General features: G+C 49.8%; 18 protein-coding genes. 8 read left to right on the forward strand and 10 right to left on the reverse strand.

All coding sequences use genetic code 11. The annotated features are described in order from the left end of the window. Positions 1–48 precede the first annotated feature (48 nt). Complete coding sequence (gene crp, locus DUW71_RS01055) at positions 49–729, forward strand: cAMP-activated global transcriptional regulator CRP (RefSeq protein WP_456114883.1); 681 nt, start codon at positions 49–51, stop codon at positions 727–729. Positions 730–782: 53 nt separating this feature from the next. On the opposite strand, the gene DUW71_RS01060 is transcribed toward crp, so the two are convergent. The 9 genes from DUW71_RS01060 to rpe all read right to left on the reverse strand — a co-directional run bounded on the left by DUW71_RS01060 (position 783) and on the right by rpe (position 8,553). Then, positions 783–968, reverse strand: a complete 186-nt coding sequence (locus tag DUW71_RS01060; protein ID WP_119393380.1) for a hypothetical protein — start codon at positions 966–968, stop codon at positions 783–785. Beyond that, positions 968–1,762: an indole-3-glycerol phosphate synthase TrpC gene (gene trpC / locus DUW71_RS01065; protein ID WP_119393381.1), complete on the reverse strand. Its 795-nt coding sequence runs from the start codon at positions 1,760–1,762 to the stop codon at positions 968–970. Before trpC ends, DUW71_RS01060 begins: the two co-directional genes overlap by 1 nt. After that, entirely contained in the window at positions 1,759–2,796 is a 1,038-nt protein-coding gene (trpD, locus tag DUW71_RS01070; protein ID WP_119393382.1) for an anthranilate phosphoribosyltransferase, read from the reverse strand. Before trpD ends, trpC begins: the two co-directional genes overlap by 4 nt. 42 nt (positions 2,797–2,838) lie before the next feature. Beyond that, positions 2,839–3,411 carry an anthranilate synthase component II gene (locus tag DUW71_RS01075; RefSeq protein ID WP_119393383.1) on the reverse strand — a complete coding sequence of 191 codons (573 nt, stop codon included), beginning with the start codon at positions 3,409–3,411 and terminating at the stop codon, positions 2,839–2,841. A gap of 65 nt (positions 3,412–3,476) precedes the next feature. Beyond that, a complete protein-coding gene (locus tag DUW71_RS01080) occupies positions 3,477–4,436 on the reverse strand; it encodes an ABC transporter substrate-binding protein (protein ID WP_119393384.1) in 960 nt (319 codons plus the stop codon). Beyond that, positions 4,436–6,313: a hybrid sensor histidine kinase/response regulator gene (locus DUW71_RS01085; RefSeq protein ID WP_119393385.1), complete on the reverse strand. Its 1,878-nt coding sequence runs from the start codon at positions 6,311–6,313 to the stop codon at positions 4,436–4,438. The genes DUW71_RS01080 and DUW71_RS01085 overlap by 1 nt, the downstream gene beginning before the upstream one ends. A gap of 40 nt (positions 6,314–6,353) precedes the next feature. Continuing rightward, positions 6,354–6,992, reverse strand: a complete 639-nt coding sequence (locus DUW71_RS01090; RefSeq protein ID WP_119393386.1) for an NAD(P)H-binding protein — start codon at positions 6,990–6,992, stop codon at positions 6,354–6,356. A 227-nt stretch (positions 6,993–7,219) separates the two neighbouring features. Beyond that, complete coding sequence (locus tag DUW71_RS01095) at positions 7,220–7,885, reverse strand: HAD family hydrolase (protein WP_119393387.1); 666 nt, start codon at positions 7,883–7,885, stop codon at positions 7,220–7,222. Further along, complete coding sequence (gene rpe / locus DUW71_RS01100; RefSeq protein ID WP_119393388.1) at positions 7,882–8,553, reverse strand: ribulose-phosphate 3-epimerase; 672 nt, start codon at positions 8,551–8,553, stop codon at positions 7,882–7,884. Before rpe ends, DUW71_RS01095 begins: the two co-directional genes overlap by 4 nt. Here rpe and DUW71_RS01105 point away from each other — a divergent pair. After that, entirely contained in the window at positions 8,552–9,352 is an 801-nt protein-coding gene (locus DUW71_RS01105; RefSeq protein ID WP_158583817.1) for a DUF3530 family protein, read from the forward strand. The genes rpe and DUW71_RS01105 overlap by 2 nt on opposite strands. Before the next feature lie 13 nt (positions 9,353–9,365). Here the strand turns inward: DUW71_RS01105 and DUW71_RS01110 are convergent, their stop codons facing one another. Then, positions 9,366–10,082 (reverse strand): DnaJ domain-containing protein, encoded by a 717-nt coding sequence (locus tag DUW71_RS01110; RefSeq protein WP_119393390.1) that lies wholly within the window; start codon positions 10,080–10,082, stop codon positions 9,366–9,368. An 81-nt stretch (positions 10,083–10,163) separates the two neighbouring features. On the opposite strand from DUW71_RS01110, the gene DUW71_RS01115 reads away from it, so the two are divergent. Genes DUW71_RS01115 through DUW71_RS01140 form a run of 6 tightly spaced genes read left to right on the forward strand, consistent with a single transcriptional unit; the run spans position 10,164 to position 16,644 of the window. Next, a complete protein-coding gene (locus DUW71_RS01115; RefSeq protein ID WP_119393391.1) occupies positions 10,164–12,554 on the forward strand; it encodes an LPS-assembly protein LptD in 2,391 nt (796 codons plus the stop codon). An 8-nt stretch (positions 12,555–12,562) separates the two neighbouring features. Beyond that, entirely contained in the window at positions 12,563–13,726 is a 1,164-nt protein-coding gene (locus tag DUW71_RS01120) for a peptidylprolyl isomerase (protein ID WP_119393392.1), read from the forward strand. Next, entirely contained in the window at positions 13,726–14,700 is a 975-nt protein-coding gene (pdxA, locus tag DUW71_RS01125) for a 4-hydroxythreonine-4-phosphate dehydrogenase PdxA (protein WP_119393393.1), read from the forward strand. Before DUW71_RS01120 ends, pdxA begins: the two co-directional genes overlap by 1 nt. After that, positions 14,693–15,457, forward strand: coding sequence for a 16S rRNA (adenine(1518)-N(6)/adenine(1519)-N(6))-dimethyltransferase RsmA (gene rsmA, locus DUW71_RS01130; RefSeq protein ID WP_119393394.1), 765 nt, complete (start codon positions 14,693–14,695; stop codon positions 15,455–15,457). Before pdxA ends, rsmA begins: the two co-directional genes overlap by 8 nt. After that, positions 15,454–15,825, forward strand: coding sequence for a Co2+/Mg2+ efflux protein ApaG (apaG, locus tag DUW71_RS01135; RefSeq protein ID WP_119393395.1), 372 nt, complete (start codon positions 15,454–15,456; stop codon positions 15,823–15,825). The genes rsmA and apaG overlap by 4 nt, the downstream gene beginning before the upstream one ends. A gap of 12 nt (positions 15,826–15,837) precedes the next feature. Next, complete coding sequence (locus DUW71_RS01140) at positions 15,838–16,644, forward strand: symmetrical bis(5'-nucleosyl)-tetraphosphatase (RefSeq protein ID WP_119393396.1); 807 nt, start codon at positions 15,838–15,840, stop codon at positions 16,642–16,644. The last annotated feature ends 12 nt before the right edge of the window (positions 16,645–16,656 follow it).

Consider the following 16,656-nt stretch of genomic DNA (forward strand, 5'->3'; position numbering starts at 1 on the left):
GAAAAATAAAGTCAGCCAGCTACTAGTGAGCCATGACATATGGAAAATATGAATTCGACTAAACACTTAGATTATTTTTTGTCACAGTGCCACCGCCGCAAGTATCCAAGTAAAACTACTTTGATCTACGCCGGTGATCGCAGTGATACGCTGTTCTATGTGATTAAAGGGACGGTATCTGTGGTCATTGAAGATGATGATGGCCGCGAAATGATTATGGCTTATCTCAATCCAGGGGATTTCTTTGGTGAGATGGGTTTGTTTGATGAAGTAGAGACGCGCTCAGCCTGGGTAAAAACCCGTACCGAGTGTGAAATCGCGGAAATCAGCTATGGTCGCTTCCGTGAAATAGCCCGCGACGACCCAGCGGTGCTTTATTTCATCGGCGAACAAATGGCCTCACGTTTGCGCAATACTACCCGCAAAGTAGGTGACCTTGCTTTCTTAGACGTGACAGGCCGTGTGGCCCGCACCCTACTTGATTTGTGCGAACAGCCAGATGCCATGACCCACCCTGACGGCATGCAGATTAAGATCACTCGCCAAGAGATTGGTCGCATTGTTGGCTGTTCACGCGAGATGGTTGGCCGCGTATTAAAGGCACTAGAAGATCAAGGCCTAATTGCTGTGAAAGGCAAAACCATGGTGATCTACGGCACGCGCGGGCGCGACGCTAAGCTTGCCCAACCACTTGCACGCGCAACGGGCAGCAATACCGACGCTAGTTAACCGCGACATAATTATTAAAAAGGCCATCACATTGATGGCCTTTTTTTATGGTGTTAAAACCCACCTGTACAACTGCGCACCGCAGCGAGCAGCAAAAATACGCCAAACATAATCATGAGTATGCGAGAGTATTTTTGCCACTGTTCAGGTGACAAGGTGGTGGGGTTTTTACTCGTTACCAGCAACACTACCGCCACAACGGCAAATAGAATGGCAAGTATATAAACGATCACCGGCATTAGCTAAACAGCTCCTTCAGGGCAGTACCAGGTTCAGGCTGGCGCATAAATGCTTCGCCAACGAGGAACGCATGTACTGCTTTGTCACGCATGGCTTGCACATCGTCTTTCGTTGCGATGCCCGATTCAGTCACTACTATGCACTCATCTGGAATCATCGGCAATAAATCCCAAGTCGTTGCTAGCGATACCTCAAAGTTATGCAAATTACGGTTATTGATACCCAGCAGGGTATTTCCAAGCTTTAGCGTGCGCTCGCATTCTGTGCGGTCATGCACTTCAATAAGCACATCCATACCCAGTTCAATCGCTTGCGCGTTGAGTTCGGCCATTTGCCCATCGTCGAGCGCTGCTGCAATAAGCAGTATGCAATCGGCGCCCATTGCCCGTGCTTCAGCAACTTGGTAAGGGTCAACAATGAAGTCCTTACGAATAACAGGCAGTGAGCAGGCTGCTCGTGCTTCAATTAAATAATCAGTGGCTCCCTGGAAGAAGTCCACATCGGTTAGCACCGACAAGCACGCCGCACCGCCTAATTCATAGGATTTAGCGATTGCGCCTGGGGCAAAATCTGCGCGGATCACCCCCTTTGATGGGCTCGCCTTCTTGGCTTCGGCAATCACGGCTGACTGACCAGCGGCGATTTTCGCTTGCATGGCCGCGACAAAACCACGACAGGCATCTTGGTTTTTCGCTTGTTTCTCTAGTTCAGCTAATGACACAACTGCCGAACGTTCTTTGTTTTCTTCATGCTTGCGCGCAATAATGCGCTCGAGAACAGTGGGTAAACTCATCCGCGGTATACCTGGGTAAATTGTGCTAATTCGCGTAGCTTCTCGCCGCTCAGACCAGTTAAAATCGCGTCTTCGGCTCTGGCTACCCCTTCTTTAAGCGTGTCGGCAATGCCTGCAACATACAGCGCTGCCCCGGCATTCAGTGCAATCACCTCGGCTGCTTTTTCAGCCACCGGTGTGGTGCGCTTGCCAAGTGCCTCTTTAATCAACGCCAATGACTCATCGGCCGACGTCACACTTAGATCATCGATTGCTTGTGTGGTTAGGCCAACTTGCTCTGGTGTAACACTGTACTCAGTCACTTTGCCGTTTTTCAGCTCCGCCACATGCGTTGGCGCCGCTAAACTAAATTCGTCTAGGCCGTCCTCACTGTGCACCACAAGGACATGTTCACTGCCAAGCTGATTCAACACTTCGGCCAGTGGCGCGCATAGTGCTTTGTCGAACACGCCAATCACTTGCCGTTTAACCCTTGCAGGGTTCGTCATTGGCCCTAATAGGTTAAACAATGTACGCATCCCTAGTGATTTTCTTGCTGGCATTACGTGGCGAACAGCGGCATGGTGCATAGGTGCAAACATAAACCCAACGCCGACATTTTCAACACACCGAGCAATTTGCTCTGGGGTTAATTCTAGGAAGATGCCTGCCTGCTCTAGTAGATCTGAGCTGCCACTGGCTGACGACACCGATCGGTTGCCGTGTTTAGCCACATAACCACCCGCAGCAGTAATCACAAAGGCCGCCGCCGTTGACACATTAAACAGGTTTGAACCATCACCGCCGGTGCCACAGGTATCAACGGCCACCACATCCTCAGGCAACTCAACCGGCGTCATTAGGCTTCGCATCACGGACACCGCTGCAGCAATTTCGTCAATGGTTTCACCCTTTATCCGCAACGCAACCAGAAAGCCACCTATTTGCGCGTCGCTGCACTGGCCTGTCATGATGTCGTTCATCACAGCGGCCATGTCGTCTTTGGATAAGTGTTGACCGGCCACAACCTGTGCCAGTGCCTGAGTTATGTTCATTGCCACTCCTAATATTCTTATAATTCCTGCTGGCGCTAACGCTTAGTACGCTGGCTTTGATTGGGTTAAAAAGTTGCTCAGCAGTTCTAGCCCATGCTCAGTTAAAATTGATTCTGGATGAAACTGTACGCCAAAAACCGGCAAAGCGTTGTGCGCAATTGCCATAATTTCGCCATCATCTGTCTGCGCTACCACATCAAAGTTTGCTGGCATTTCGTTAATAGCTAAAGAGTGATAGCGATTTACTCTATATTGCCTAGGCAGGTCGGAAAATATGCCAGTATTATTATGCTCAATCACGGATGTTTTACCATGCATGACCGACTTAGCACTGCCAACAATGCCACCAAACGCTTGGGCAATACATTGATGGCCCAAACAAACACCCAATATTGGCACCTTACCAAAAAAAGTATTAATCGCAGCAATAGAGATGCCGGCTTCGTTTGGCGAGCATGGCCCCGGTGAAATGAGTAAATGATCGGGTGCCATAGCTTCTAGTTCTGCAACGGTGATTTGATCATTGTGGAATACCCGCACATCAGTATCTAGCATCTGCAGGTACTGAACAAGGTTGTAGGTAAACGAATCATAGTTGTCGATAACGATCAACAAAACACTGGCTCCGGCGTGATGAGTGCCGGCATTATACCAAAGACTCACAAGTGAAAGAAAAGTGATTATGGGCGCAGTAAAATATTATCGCCACGCGGCAAAGGCAGGTGCCAACGCGTTAACTGTTTTTGGCTAAAAAGATAATGACCTTGGTCAGGGCTGCGCACTTGCAGTAATTCGCCGGTGCGTAAATAGTGACTCACTAACCGACCGGCTTCAGCGCCCTGTTGCTCGCCATTAATGACATAGCCACCAATGGCCATATCGTCGGCAATGGAAAATGACCAAAAGGAGAACACAGGCACCGGACTATTGGAACTCGTCCAACGCGAAACCTCATCAATTGCTATCGGGACTGAACCTTCATTCTGCAATCCAGCATAGGTGCCTAGAAATAGCGCATCAACGCTGTCTGATAAGTTTTCCACATGCGCTTTCCATGCAGAAAACTGATCGAACTGATAGGCGTTAACTTCAATATTCGACACTAGGCCATTATTGCCAAGCGTTTCATCTACTATGGTATCGGCAGTTAGCCGGCTATCTAACAAAACATCGATGCGATCAACCTCAGGCAGAAGTTGGCGAATCATAGCAATGGATCGCTTTAGCTGCGGGCGCTCTAGCACCCCGGTCATACGAATCCCCGTGGCGCCATAATCACGGGGATTAGCATTGATACCCAGATAAACCGTTGCCACTTGTCGCTCAATTAAGCGCGGCGCTAACAACTTGAGCGCAGCATCATCGGCTAGTACAACTACCTGTGGCAACTCATCAATAACAAGCTGCCAAGCCTTCTCAACATTAATCGTTATTGTTTCGTCGGATGCCTGCTTGGCATCAAGAAACACATGGATTGTTTGGTGCTCAGGTAACTGGTTCTCTAACCCGCGGCGGTAGTCTTCGACCCAAGGAAATTCAGCATGATAGCTATGCACAAACACTATTTTCGCCAGTGCGAAAGATTGCCCTGTACTCGCCAGCAGCACTAGCAGCAAAGCAAGTGCACTGCGAGACATCATTAGCCTGCAATCCCAATACGAAGTGCTGCTTGATTGAGTACCTGATAGATTTGCTCTTGGCCAAAAGGCTTAACCAAATAATCATCCATGCCTGCTTCGATGCCTTGCTGTTTAGCCGTTTCGAAGGCATCAGCTGAGAGCCCAATTATTTGTACTGACTTGTTAAATAAACGGATAGCTTTCGTTGCGTGCAAGCCATCCAGGATTGGCATATGTAAATCCATTAACACAATATCAGGCTGCCAATCTCTGCATGCTTGAACAGCCTGCTCACCGTCTTCGGCTGTTTGAATTTCAATGTAAGTGCCACCAAGCATTGCCTGCGCGACCATAAGGTTGGTTGGGTTATCATCAACGATTAACAGTTTCGCCTGCCAACTTGGGCGTTCCACTTCTGCTTGCTGTACCTCGCCTTCACGGCGTTCACTGGTTATTAGCGCTTGATAGTCGAGCTCCACTCTTGTGCCAACACCCACCTCGGACTCAAACAACATGCCCAAACCCATCTTTTCAGTTAATTGCTTAACAATACTAAGTCCCAACCCGGTAGAGTTCGCTTCATGATCCTGCCCCTCTTGTACAAACGGCTGAAACGCCCGACTAATGTCGGCAATTCCCACGCCAGTGTCTTCTATGAATAACTTGCCATTTTGCGTACCAACCACCACCTTACCGCCTTTTGGTGTGTACTTAATGGCGTTTGACACCAAATTACTGATGACTTGCATGAGCCGCTGGCGATCAACCAAGATCCAGGTGCCATATGACTGTAACTGCAGGCTGAGGGTAATGCCGACTGATTCAGCGCGCGCTCGAAATAGCGCAATGAGCGATTCTAACTGAACTTCTAACTCAATCGGCTCGTTACTAAACGACATTTCACCGGAATCTAGCTTGGCTACATCAAGTATATCGCGCAGCACATTCAAAAGATGCGCGCTGTTACGCGCAACTATGGTCAAATCCTTCTGCAAGGGTTGACTCTCTGGTCGCTGCAACATTAGCTCAACTAGCCCAAGCACAGCATGCATGGGTGTTCTTAGCTCGTGCGACATAGCTGAGAAAAACCGATCTCTGGCGGCCAACGCCTGCTGCGCAGCAAGTTCAGCTTTTTTAAGTGGCGTCACATCGGTATGGGTGCCAGTGAATCGAAGCGGCTCACCGGCGGCGTTGCGCTCAACAATTTTGCCGCGGTCGAGAATATATAACCACTCACCACTGCTATGGCGCATGCGATGAAGGTTTTCATAGAAGTCAGTTTTGCCTTCCATGTGCGCTTGTATATCTGCCATACAGCCATCAATATCGTCGGGGTGCACTCTACTAGACCAGTCGTCCAACACCATATCCAGATCTGCTAGGGTTAACCCCAGCATTTCAGCCCAGCGGTCATCAAACACCACATCATTGGTTTGTGGATACCAGTCCCACATACCTAAGCGCGTACCTTGCAGCACCAACTCAAGGCGATCACGGCTCTCGCGCAGTTCATGCTCATTGGCAACTTGCGCATCAATTTCAAATAGGCAGCCTATCATATGGGTTGCACTGCCCCGATCATCGCGCTCAACGAAGGTTCGGTCCTCTACCCAATGATATTGCCCGTTGGCCGCTTTAAGACGATATGGCTGGTGGGAGAAGCAAGTTTGCTGCCCTTGCAAGCCCGCTTGTACTTCCTTCATCACACGCTCTAGGTCTTGAGGGTGAATAAGGCTTTCGTAAGCGACAGCGCCATCAACGAGGGCAGCATTGGAGTAGCCCAGTATGCGTTCGATATTCGGCGAACAATACAATACAGGCCAGCCAGGCTGATTCGCCCAAACGATTTCAATCTGTGGGGATATCTGTCGAATTCTGTCTTGAAACTGCTGCATCATTGAGCTCCAGTGATTCCACTAAAGCGTAGTGCAACTTTGCTTATTTTACCGCTTTATGCAAATGAGGATTTTCTAGGGTGAGATGTCCTTCTGTCCGAGTGATTGATGCCAGCATATGTTGGGCTATTTGTAACGGTTCAATTGGCCGGTAACTGGTGGGTAGCAAGTGTGAAAATGGCCGCAAAACAGCTAGCGCTAGCGCCTCGCCAAAGCGAAAGTCTGGGCGACCGCTGGCATCAATTAAACCGGGTCTCACAAAGGTAGTGGCCGGAAAATCACAAGCAAGCACAGCTGCCTCGGCTGCTTTTTTGGTACTTAAATACAAGCCGGTGCCAGTATGCGCGCCTACCGATGAGTTGAGCACAAAATGCTTAACGCCTTCGGCTTTACAACGCTTAGCAATGGCTTCTACCAACCCTAAATCCACCGCTTTAAACGCCTCTGCACTGCCGGCCTGCTTACGTGTTGTGCCGAGTGCACAAATACAAGCATCCACTTGCCACCACGGCAATTGTGCTAACTTGTTAAAATCAATAACTGGGTTCACCAGCTTAGCATGCTCAATCGCTAACAAGCGCCTAGTCGGTGCAACAACCTCGGTAATGGAGTCATCAGCGAGAGCTCGCTCAAGCACGGCTTTACCGACAGCACCCGTGGCACCAAAAAGCAATAATTTCATCACAACTCCTATTGTATGGATAACTCACAGATACTGTGGATAACTTTGTTAATTACTGCAAAATAACCACCGCTAGCCAAGAGATTACGCGGCTTGAGTTAAATTGGCGCAGTAATATACAGTTCACTTTTTTGTAATAAAAACAACAACTTAACAAGGCAAAAAAAAAGCCAACGACTCACCTCTTGGGTCAGCGCTGACTTTTTTTATACACAATTTTTCGCTAATTATATAGCTTCAACCTGTTGCCATTGCTGCCAAGCTTGTGGTAATTGCTTTAACGAAAGCAGAACCACATCTGGGTTCGAATCACTAATAGGCAACCCATGGTTGTAACCGCCTTCCACAGCAAATACTGGCAAGCCAGCATTTTTACCTGACGCAACGTCGGTTTTTGAATCACCCACCATAATCGCCTCGGTTACACCAAGTCGCTTCATCGCCTCTTGCAGGGGTTCAGGGTCAGGCTTATTGGTTGAGCAGGTGTCACCACCGATAACCACAGGGAAAAAACCCTCTAGGTCTTGCGCTTTTAATACATCGAAGGCAAAAGCTTCTGGCTTATTGGTCACTACCGCCATAGGAATGCCTTCACCATATGCCCACTCCAGTGCTTCAATTGCACCGCGCAATGGAATCGAGGCTTTATGACTGCTTTTAGCATAATGCGAGGTAAAATCGGCAAGCACTTGCTCAAGGTGGTCTTCGGCATCCATCGAGCCTAGAGCACGCTGTACCAAAACGCGGGTACCATTGCCAACCCAGGTTGCAACTTGCTCAACCGTTACATTAAGCAGCTGATTTTGTGACAACGCGGCATTTAGGCTCTCGGCTAAATCAGCAACGCTATCTACTAAGGTGCCATCTAAATCGAATAGCAGTGCGGTACTCATTTTACCCCCGCTAATTCGCTGCGCATTTGGTCTATCACGGCTTTGTAGTCTGGTGCGTTGAAAATTGCAGAGCCCGCAACAAAGGTGTCGGCACCGGCCGCTGCAATCTCAGCAATATTATCGGCTTTCACCCCACCATCGATTTCAAGGCGAATATTGCGACCCGTCGCATCAATTTTGGCGCGCGCTTCACGCAGTTTATCCAGTGTACCTGGAATAAACTTTTGGCCACCAAAACCTGGGTTCACGCTCATTAGCAATACCATATCAATTTTATCCCAAACATAATCTAGGTAATGCAGAGGTGTGGCAGGGTTAAACACCAAGCCAGCTTGTACGCCAGCGTCTTTAATCATCGCTAACGAGCGGTCGATGTGCTCCGAAGCCTCTGGGTGGAAGGTGATCATGCTGGCACCCGCCTCAATAAAATCACCAATCAGCCGATCTACTGGTTTAACCATAAGATGCACATCGATTGGGGCGGTAATGCCATAATCACGTAGGGCTTTTAGTGTTGCTGGACCAAAGGTTAAATTTGGCACATAGTGATTGTCCATAACATCGTAATGAACCCAGTCGGCGCCCGCTTCGAGCACTTTTTCAACGTCCTCTCCTAAACGCGCTAGGTCGGCTGATAGGATGGAAGGGGCAATGAGGAAATCAGTCATGTTCGCAACACTCCGGTCTGCTCTGTCGATATGCGCACGCATTCTACCCTGCTTTGCATGGATTTGCTTGTTTAGCGTTGTAACTGCTGCAAATGGCGCAGTCACCGCGGATGAACTGCGCCAGCGCGCCGATCAATTGCCTTATTTTGACGAGGTTATTGAGTTTATTGACAACGAGCAGGTCTACCCAGCCTTATGGCAACCGTTTCGCACCGAGGCGCCGCAGGGCACTGTGGTCATGCTCCACGATGCCAGCCAGCATGCTCTATGGCCAGACTTGCTGCAAAAACTGCGCTTAAAACTGCCTGATATTGGTTGGAACACGCTTAGTGTGTCAGTGCCAGAGCGCTACAGCAGTGAACTAATGCAGCAAGTGCGCGAATTATTAGCAAGCAAAGGCCAGTTTAATGTGGTGATACTCGGCATTGGCACTGGTAGTAATCAAGCCTTGCAGTTTGTCTCAGCACAACTAGGCGGCCAAGGTGACTTCGGCTGGTACTTGGTGATGGTGAACCATCGCGACCGCGATGTGGCGAGCTTTCGCCAGCAGTTACAAAGCCTCACGATGCCAGTATTAGACTTGTGGGTGGCGGATACCAGTGATGCCGAGTGGCTTGCAACCCATCGAATGGCTGCTTTGCGACGCAGTGGTTCTGACAATATCACGCAAATTCAGTCGGCTTGGCCAATGACCAAATATGATGACAATATGGATCACATGGCGCGGCGAGTATGGGGTTGGGTGCGCAACAATGCCGCTGGTCAGGAAGCGAATGTTCGAGCGACACCCCGTTATTAACCTTGGCAACCAGCTATTGAAAGGTGCGATACTGGCGCCAATGTTTGTCTAAGCGGGTATATGCTGCATTAATGTGCTTCGCTTTTTGCTCATCACTCGGGTGTTTGTCGGGATGATATTGAGAGATTAACCTGCGGTAGGCGCCTTTGACATCCTGCCATTTGGCTTGTGTCGTTAGTTTAAATACTGCTAGGTCATCTTTAATGCTGGTCGTCGCCTGAGGTACGCGGCGTTTAGGCTGCGCTTTACTCAGCAGCGAAGCAAACTGCACTTGATTAATGTTTAGCACTTGCGCGATACGTGCTAACTGAACGCGCTCTAGTGACTGCAAGCTGCCATCGGTTAAGCAAAAGCGAATTTGCCACTCCACAAAGCAATGCGCGATCCACTGTTTGTCTTGATAGCGCTGATGCAACTCGGTCAACTTATTTAGCATCGGCCAATCGGCTACTTTCCCTTGATTAAACGCCAGCATGGCTTTTTCAGTTTGTGGGTCGGTTAGCTGCAAGCGTTTCATCAGGTCGCGAGCAAACGCGATTTCGTATTCGTTCACGCGCCCATCTGCCACCGCAAGGTGCCCCATCGTGGCGAACAAGGTTTCAACAAACAACGGCGAGCGAAACTGCGCAGCAACCGCCACTGTTTGCGCTGCTTGTTTTACCTGACGTTTTTTCTTCCCTATGGCGCCGCCCAAAAACTTGGCTGAGGCGCGGATGAATGAGCGATTCATCGAAACTCCAACGATGCTAGTGCTAACTCTAATGATTTTATATGATTGTGCGGTCTATTGCCCAAGGAAACTGCCCAACGCATGCCAAAGCCACTTAGCCCATACTTATTATTTGCCATGCTACCGGCGTGGTCACTGGCTGACTGGCAACCCATCGATCAGGTGCCAGCAGGTTTGCGCCAGCAAATTTCGCCGGCCTGCACAGGTGCGTTTATTGATCCTTTTGTCGCGGGTGATGCTAACCAAATTCAATATCAAGGTGATTTCAGCGAGTACAGCTTAAGCAATAATGAGTACTTATTAAGCGGTAATGCCAGTGTTTTGCAGGGCAATCAATTTATTGCCGGAGATAGTATAACGTTCAATCGTGAAACAGGTGTTGCAAACGTTAGCGGCCAATATGAAGTTCGCGAACCCGGTTTTTACGGGCAAGGCAGTCGAGTGCTACGCGATGAAACAGGTGCTTTTCGCGCCAGCGATGGCCGTTTTGTGTTACACGACAGCCAGCTCAATGGGTTTGCCGAGCAATACGAACAATTACCCTCGGGCAAGGTAAGGCTGCGCAATGTAAGCTTCAGTCGCTGTGCGCCAGACAGCAACACTTGGCGGGTTGGCAGCCACCGCCTCACGATTGACCGCCAAGCCGGTCGCGCGCAAGCCATCAGCGCTTGGGTAAACGTGTATGGCGTCCCTGTGCTGTGGGTACCCTACTTGTCGATTCCGCTGACCGACCAGAGGGCGACTGGTTTATTGACCCCAACGGTAAAATTCGGTGGCGATGGACTACTACCTACAGCCATCAGCCAGCCTTTGTATTTAAATTTGGCACCGAACTATGACAGCACACTCACTTGGCATTGGTACAAAGAGGTTGGTAGCCGACCAGATGTAGAAATACGCTATCTAACCCAGCGTCACCAAGGCCAACTAGATGCTTCCCGATTTATTGCCACGCGTAATTTCGCTAACGCCAACCCAGAGCTCTCTAGTCGCTGGTATTGGCAGTTTAGTCACCAAGGCCAGCCAACCGAAAATTTAAGCTTGCAGATTAAAGCCGCCGACGCCAGCGACCCACAATGGCAACAAGACTTTGCTTTTGCTGATGACCCAGTAACAAGCTACGACCAATACGCCAAGCTAAAATGGCGCCAAGGAAATTGGCAAGCGGGTCTGTTGATAGACAGAACCGAGCCAGCCAAACCGGATGAACAACTGGTGCTGGCGGATCGAAAGTTCCGTTTGTGGCCGCAGATAACACTCGGCTACCAAACAAGCTTGCCAAGCCAAATACGTGGGCAAGCCAATAGTGAACTGACACAGTTTAGCAAACCAGATATTGCAGCATTGGCTGAGCAAGTGAGCAATGACCTAACCGTGAACCGCTGGCGCAACCAAATAACCCTGAGCCGCAGCTGGGGTAGCACCGCTTTACCAGGCCAAATATCTGCGCAGGCAACTAGCATTCAACATTGGTTAGACTACGAAGACGAGTGGCCACAAGAGAAAACCACACCACAAGCAGCCATTGTGCCGAGCCTAAATGTTAGCCAAGGCATGCGATTAACCAGTGAGCCGAACAGGCTCGGCGTCAAATTTAGTTTTGAACCAAACGTACGTTATTTGTATGTACCCTTAGTCAACGAGCAACAGTTCAATCCTGTGGTCGACACCAAAGTTGCCAGCGACCAATACAGCAACCCGAGTCGGTTTAGTGGTGGTGATGCGTTGGCGGACCTAGAGAGAGTACAGTTCTCGCTCACTCACCGCATATTAGTGGATGGGCAAACTAAGTTTAGTGCGCAGGCTACCCAAGGGCTCAAGTTAGCACAGGAGCGCTTAACCATAAAAGGCGATCAGTTTATCATCGCAGACGTAGACCCGGATTGGCAGCAAGTGCCAACAGGCATTCAACTTAAAGCCGCGTGGACACCTCGTAGTGACCTAGAGTTTTCTGGTGTATTGGAGTTCGACTACATAGAGAGCACCAGCAGTCGGTGGCTCGAAGCGGATAGCTACGGATTAGCAAAACGCAACTTTGCCCTGCATTATGGCGGCCAGCGCCAGTTCCTTAACCTTGCTTGGCAACGAGAGGGATTAGAGGACGAAGCACAGTTTGATGACGAACTAAAAGCATCGGGTCAAATACGTTTAAGTGACACGCTTGGCGTGTTGGCAGGTGCGACTTGGCACAATGAAGAAGGCAAGTACAATAACGTATCTCTGCGCAAGGTAGTTTATGGTGCTGAATGGGATAGCTGCTGCAGCCATATTCGCGTGGCATATCAACAAGATATTGCACCCAAAACAGAAGCGGGCGCGCCAGTAGACGATGCCCCCTCTCCGTTTGCTAGCATTGACGATGGGTTATTTATTGAAGTTCGCCTGAAAGGCGTTGCCGCCCACAATGATGGTATCGATGAATTATTAAGCCAGTTTAAAGGGTATGCTGGACGCCTGTTCCAGTTCCGTTAGGAGTATATATGCGCAAGTTAATAGCAGTTTTCGCCATGGCATTGGCCACACTCAGTCAAGCTCAGCTGCTCGACCGGGTGGCCGTAGTGGTGAACGAGTCCGTCATTTTGCAGTCGGAAATAGAACAGCGCGCTACGCAAGTGCGCCAACAAACTGGCCAGGCCATCACCCCACAAGTTGAGCAACAGATTATTGATCAAATTGTGCTAGAAAAGTTGCAACTTGAGCAAGCTGCTCGGCAAGGCATAAGCGTTGATCAGCGCACGCTTGAGCGCGCCCTAACTAACTTTGCCCAGCAACAAGGGCTATCACTGACTGCTCTGATTGAACGCATGGGTGATGACTTCGCTTTGTTGCGCGAGCAGGTGGTAAACGAGCTCACCATTCAACAGCTGCAACGGCAAATCATCAGCCGCGAGGTAACCGTAGGTGAGCGTGAAATTGATGAATTTTTAGCCAGTCAAGCAGGGTTATCGGCCACCAATGTGCAGTATCGCCTTCTCTATGCACGTTTTACCGAGCAAAGCGAAGCGAACGCGGTGGCTGAACAACTTGCGCAAGGTGCAACATTGGCCGACTTAGTGCCTGAGCCTAGAGATTTAGGCTGGCGTGCTGTTGAAGACCTACCATCTATCTTCCGTGACAACGTGCCAGGATTGCGCCAAGGCCAAGCCACACCTGTTATTGAATCGGGTGATGCGTGGCACCTAGCAGTCGTTAGCGACATTGATGATGGCAGCACAGTGATCGAATACCAAGTTCGCCACCTGCTGGTTGGTACTCAAGGCCGCAATACCGAAGCGGCTCGCGCGATCATTAATGATCTAGCCCAACGTATGCAGAATGGTGAAAGCATGGCGTCATTAGCTCAGTTCTCGGAAGATGGCGGCAGCGCGCAAAACGGTGGTTTACTACCTTGGTCGGCAGCAGAAGGCTGGGTGCCCGAGTTTGGAGAAGTCATTAGCGAGTTGGAAGTGGGTGAGCGTTCGCAGCCATTTGAAAGTCGCTTTGGCTGGCATATTGCACAACTAGAAGACACTCGCGTCAGCACCAATGGTGAAGAAGTCAAACGAGCGCAAGTCCGCCAGCAACTAGGTGAGGCCAAAACTCAGCGAGCACTTGAGCAGTGGCTACTCGACTTGCGCAGCCAAGCATTTATTGAGGTGAAATAATGCGAATCGCTGTGACTATGGGCGAACCTTCGGGTATCGGCCCCGACCTGTGCGTAATGGCTGCACAGCAGGCTTGGCAGCAAGTACTGGTGGTATATGGGTGTACTGCAACACTCACCGCCAGGGCAAAACAACTTAATCTACCGTTGGAGTTACTGCCACCAGCCGACCAACCAGCGCCGGCGGGCAGCTTGTACGTGATCGACTGCCCAGTCAGCGAGCCTGTGGTGGCCGGTCAGCTCAACCCAGCGAATGCAAAGTCGGTAATCAACCAGCTCAGCCAAGCCTGTGATGCTTGTTTAGATGATGAATGCCAAGCGCTGGTTACCGCCCCGGCTCATAAGGGCGTTATTAACGACGCTGGTTATACGTTTAGTGGCCACACGGAGTTTTTCCAAGAACGCTGTGGTGTTGAACGCGTGGTCATGATGCTAGCCTGCCCTGGGCTGCGTGTAGCGCTGGTCACAACGCATCTACCGCTGCGAGACATTGCCGATGCCATTACCGAACAGCGCTTAACTCAGGTTGCCACCATTCTACACCAAGACTTGCAGCAATCGTTTGGCATCTCAGCACCCAAAATTTTGGTGTGTGGGTTAAATCCACATGCTGGCGAAGGGGGCTATTTGGGGCGGGAAGAAATAGAGGTGATCGATCCAACCCTGCGCAAGCTCTGTGAACAAGGGATGGATTTTTCTCAGTCGTTACCAGCCGATACCCTGTTCACCCCTAAATACCTAGATAATTGTGACGCAGTATTGGCGATGTACCACGATCAAGGCTTACCAGTACTCAAGCACAAAGGCTTTGGGCAAGCGGTGAACATCACGCTAGGCTTACCAATCATTAGAACCTCGGTTGATCATGGTACCGCCCTAGATTTAGCAGGCTGTGGTAACATCGACAGCGGAAGCTTTGTTGCAGCGGTGCAACAAGCACAAGAGATGGCAACTGTTAGGAAATTGAATGCATAAGGCACGCAAACGCTTTGGTCAAAACTTTTTGCACGACCAACGTGTCATCGATCGCATTATTAGTGCGATCAACCCTAAACCTGGGCAACGCATTGTTGAAATTGGCCCAGGCCAGGGCGCAATGACAGAAGGCTTATTGGCTGGCACACAAGGGCATCTTGATGTGGTTGAGCTCGACCGCGATTTGGTACCAATTCTGCGGGCGAAATTTTTTCAAGCCGCAGCATTGACCATTCATGAAGCCGATGCAATGAAGTTCGATTTTTCGGCCTTGGCGCAAGCCAAAATCCGTGTGGTCGGTAACCTACCGTATAATATCTCCACGCCGTTGATCTTCCATTTGCTCAGTCACAAAGACAGCATTAGTGATATGCATTTTATGCTGCAAAAAGAAGTGGTAGAGCGCCTGTGTGCCGAACCTGGCAGCTCTGCTTATGGCCGCCTAGGGGTAATGGTGCAGTATTATTGTGACAGCACCCATTTGTTTAATGTCGGCCCTGGTGCGTTTAACCCACCACCTAAAGTTGACTCAGCCATTGTTCGATTGATGCCGCGACCAGCAACACTGCAAGCAAAAGATGAGCAAGTATTTGCTAACTTGGTGCGCCAAGCTTTTAGCCAGCGGCGTAAAACGCTGAAGAATAATTTGAAGGGATTGTTGACCGCCGAGCAAATTGAATCGCTCGATATTAGCGCCAGCATTCGCCCTGAAAAAGTATCCGTTGAACAGTTTGTTGCATTAAGTAACCTGCTATGAGTGATCGCATTAAAATATCCGTGAGCAGCGAGTTTGACCGTCAACGAATGGCGGCCAACCAATTGCAATACATTTTTAAGTATCGAGTGCAAATCGACAACCTAGGTGATGAGGCCGTACAGCTGTTACGCCGCTACTGGATCATCGATGATGGCAATGGCCAGCGCCAAGAAGTGGAAGGGGAAGGTGTAGTTGGCGAGCAACCTATTATTGCTGCTGGCCAAAGTTATGAGTACAACAGCTTTGCTGTGTTGCCTTCGCCCACAGCAACCATGTCTGGCCATTATTTAATGCAGCCAACGAATGGTCGCAGTTTTCAGGCGCCGATCGAGGCGTTTGTACTCGCCCAACCTTTAGCTTTGCACTAACACGAGGAAGTTATGGCACGCTATGCCGTGGGAGACCTGCAAGGTAATCTCACACCATTGAAACAGTTGCTGGCTATCGTTGACTTTCAGTTTGGCAAAGACGAACTCTGGTTAGTTGGCGATATTGTTAACCGCGGCCCAGAATCCTTGGCTAGCCTTGAGTTTGTGATGCAACACGATCATTGCATGCAAATGGTATTGGGCAACCATGATTTAAGCCTGCTAGCGAAAGCGCATGGCCATGGCAAACCAAGCAAAAAAGACACCATTGACGAGATACTCAACGCCCCTAAACGCAACAAGCTGTTTGATTTTCTTTATCAGCAGCCTCTAGCCCATGCTAGCGACACCTATTTAATGGTGCACGCTGGCCTGCCGCCCGTGTGGAGTGACCAGCAACTGATTGACTACAGCGTAGAAGTAAGCAGCGTGTTGCAATCAAAGAAACAACGCGCCCAGTACTTCGACAACATGTATGGCAATACACCAGATACTTGGCACGAGCAATTATCGGGCTGGGAGCGCTTACGCTTAATTACCAATTATTGTACACGCATGCGCTTTTGCGATGCTCAAGGCAAGCTTGAGTTTGCCCATTCCGGCAGCCCAGACTGCGCACCAGAGGGGTTTGCACCCTGGTTTAGCTGGCCAAATCCAAAACGCCAGCGCCAAATTGTTTTTGGCCACTGGGCGGCTCTTATGGGCGCAACTGGGCACAGTGAGATCATTGGCTTGGATACGGGATATGTATGGGGTAACCAGCTCACTCTAATTGACCTAGACAGCAAACAGCGCTGGCAAGTTCAAAAACCTAGTTAAGTGATTGGTATT

Origin of the sequence: Salinibius halmophilus (assembly GCF_003577475.1) — a bacterium.
In the GTDB taxonomy this organism is placed as follows: Bacteria; Pseudomonadota; Gammaproteobacteria; order Pseudomonadales; family Natronospirillaceae; genus Salinibius; species Salinibius halmophilus.

Excerpts from the sequence above, each read along its gene's own strand:
- crp (WP_456114883.1), top strand. The coding sequence starts at position 49 with ATGAATTCGACTAAACACTTAGATTATTTTTTGTCACAGTGCCACCGC.
- DUW71_RS01060 (WP_119393380.1), bottom strand. The coding sequence starts at position 968 with ATGCCGGTGATCGTTTATATACTTGCCATTCTATTTGCCGTTGTGGCG.
- trpC (WP_119393381.1), bottom strand. The coding sequence starts at position 1,762 with ATGAGTTTACCCACTGTTCTCGAGCGCATTATTGCGCGCAAGCATGAA.
- trpD (WP_119393382.1), bottom strand. The coding sequence starts at position 2,796 with ATGAACATAACTCAGGCACTGGCACAGGTTGTGGCCGGTCAACACTTA.
- DUW71_RS01080 (WP_119393384.1), bottom strand. The coding sequence starts at position 4,436 with ATGATGTCTCGCAGTGCACTTGCTTTGCTGCTAGTGCTGCTGGCGAGT.
- DUW71_RS01085 (WP_119393385.1), bottom strand. The coding sequence starts at position 6,313 with ATGATGCAGCAGTTTCAAGACAGAATTCGACAGATATCCCCACAGATT.
- DUW71_RS01090 (WP_119393386.1), bottom strand. The coding sequence starts at position 6,992 with ATGAAATTATTGCTTTTTGGTGCCACGGGTGCTGTCGGTAAAGCCGTG.
- DUW71_RS01095 (WP_119393387.1), bottom strand. The coding sequence starts at position 7,885 with ATGAGTACCGCACTGCTATTCGATTTAGATGGCACCTTAGTAGATAGC.
- DUW71_RS01105 (WP_158583817.1), top strand. The coding sequence starts at position 8,552 with ATGTTCGCAACACTCCGGTCTGCTCTGTCGATATGCGCACGCATTCTA.
- rpe (WP_119393388.1), bottom strand. The coding sequence starts at position 8,553 with ATGACTGATTTCCTCATTGCCCCTTCCATCCTATCAGCCGACCTAGCG.
- DUW71_RS01110 (WP_119393390.1), bottom strand. The coding sequence starts at position 10,082 with ATGAATCGCTCATTCATCCGCGCCTCAGCCAAGTTTTTGGGCGGCGCC.
- DUW71_RS01115 (WP_119393391.1), top strand. The coding sequence starts at position 10,164 with ATGCCAAAGCCACTTAGCCCATACTTATTATTTGCCATGCTACCGGCG.
- DUW71_RS01120 (WP_119393392.1), top strand. The coding sequence starts at position 12,563 with ATGCGCAAGTTAATAGCAGTTTTCGCCATGGCATTGGCCACACTCAGT.
- pdxA (WP_119393393.1), top strand. The coding sequence starts at position 13,726 with ATGCGAATCGCTGTGACTATGGGCGAACCTTCGGGTATCGGCCCCGAC.
- rsmA (WP_119393394.1), top strand. The coding sequence starts at position 14,693 with ATGCATAAGGCACGCAAACGCTTTGGTCAAAACTTTTTGCACGACCAA.
- apaG (WP_119393395.1), top strand. The coding sequence starts at position 15,454 with ATGAGTGATCGCATTAAAATATCCGTGAGCAGCGAGTTTGACCGTCAA.
- DUW71_RS01140 (WP_119393396.1), top strand. The coding sequence starts at position 15,838 with ATGGCACGCTATGCCGTGGGAGACCTGCAAGGTAATCTCACACCATTG.